Source organism: Falsigemmobacter intermedius (assembly GCF_004054105.1).
Classification (GTDB): domain Bacteria; phylum Pseudomonadota; class Alphaproteobacteria; order Rhodobacterales; family Rhodobacteraceae; genus Wagnerdoeblera; species Wagnerdoeblera intermedia.
Window position 1 is genome coordinate 1 of record NZ_SBLC01000047.1, and the last position, 1300, is coordinate 1300.

General features: G+C 57.8%; 1 protein-coding gene. It reads left to right on the forward strand.

Annotated features, from left to right (window positions below; translation table 11 throughout):
• Positions 1–94 precede the first annotated feature (94 nt).
• A complete protein-coding gene (locus EP867_RS17180; RefSeq protein WP_128490695.1) occupies positions 95–1138 on the forward strand; it encodes a cytochrome-c peroxidase in 1044 nt (347 codons plus the stop codon).
• Positions 1139–1300: the final 162 nt, after the last annotated feature.

Consider the following 1300-nt stretch of genomic DNA (forward strand, 5'->3'; position numbering starts at 1 on the left):
CGGTCTCCGTCAACTTCAAACCGCCGCCTGATCGAGCGTCACCAACTTTCGACCATAGCTCCAGTTGAGCGTCACACTTACATACGGAAATATTATGCGACGTTTAGTCCTCAGCTCTCTCCTGGCAAGCACGATGTGCGTAGGCGCTGCTTCGGCCGATCCTCTCAGAGAGACTGCTTTAACGGTTTTCGCGCCGCTTCCCGCCGCTGCGCCCCAGATTGCGATGAACAGCGCCACGCCCGAGAAAGTTTCTCTCGGTGCCGCTTTGTTCTTTGATCCTCGACTGTCCGCTTCCGGCGTTTTCAGCTGCTACAGCTGTCATAACCTGACAACAGGCGGCGATGACAATATGGAGACCTCGGTGGGGCATGGCTGGCAAAAAGGACCGCGGAATTCGCCGACGGTCTTCAACTCTGTGCTAAACATCGCCCAGTTCTGGGACGGCCGCGCTGCCGATCTTGCTGAACAGGCCAAGGGTCCGGTTCAAGCTGCCGTGGAAATGGCAAATACGCCCGAGAACGTGATCGCGACGCTGAGCTCCATGCCGCAATATGTGGAGTGGTTTTCGGCTGCGTTTCCTGAGCAGAAAGAGCCAGTGAACTTTGAGAACATGGCCAAGGCAATTGAAGTCTTTGAGGCCACCCTTCTTACCCCGGCGCCGTTCGACGCCTGGCTGGCCGGTGATGACAAAGCGATGAACGCAGATCAGCTGGCAGGGTTGCAGTTGTTCATCGATAAGGGCTGCACAAGTTGCCATTCGGGCGTGAACCTTGGCGGGCAAGGGTATTACCCCTTTGGTTTGATTGAAAAGCCCGGTGCTGAGATTTTGCCTCGTGATGACAAGGGCCGCTTCGCCGTAACCGAAACGGTTGACGACGAATATGTCTTCCGCGCCGCCCCCTTGCGTAACGTCGCTGTCACCGCGCCGTATTTCCACTCGGGCAAAGTCTGGGACTTAGGAATTGCCGTGGAGATCATGGCAGAAAGCCAGTTGGGTGAAGAGCTGAAGCCGGAAGAAACCGCCAAGATCGTAGCCTTCCTTGACGCCCTGACCGGCACGGTACCCCAGGTAACTCTGCCGGTGCTCCCTGCCGAGACCAGCTCAACGCCGCGCCCGATTACCGCTATCCTTCCGTAAGCCTAAAGGGCACCTCGATTTTTGACCTTTTCCGGTCGCGGGTCGGGGGCTCGGCGGCTTGAAATGGGCGTGATGCCACCCGTCAGTGCGCTTGTGCGCTACGGGGTCTTTGATGCTTTCCCTGTCGCGCGTGGCGTTTCGTGCCGCACGACGTGATTTCTG

What these genes read in the sequence shown, in the direction of transcription:
- EP867_RS17180 (WP_128490695.1), top strand. Translation starts at nt 95, where the DNA reads ATGCGACGTTTAGTCCTCAGCTCTCTCCTGGCAAGCACGATGTGCGTA.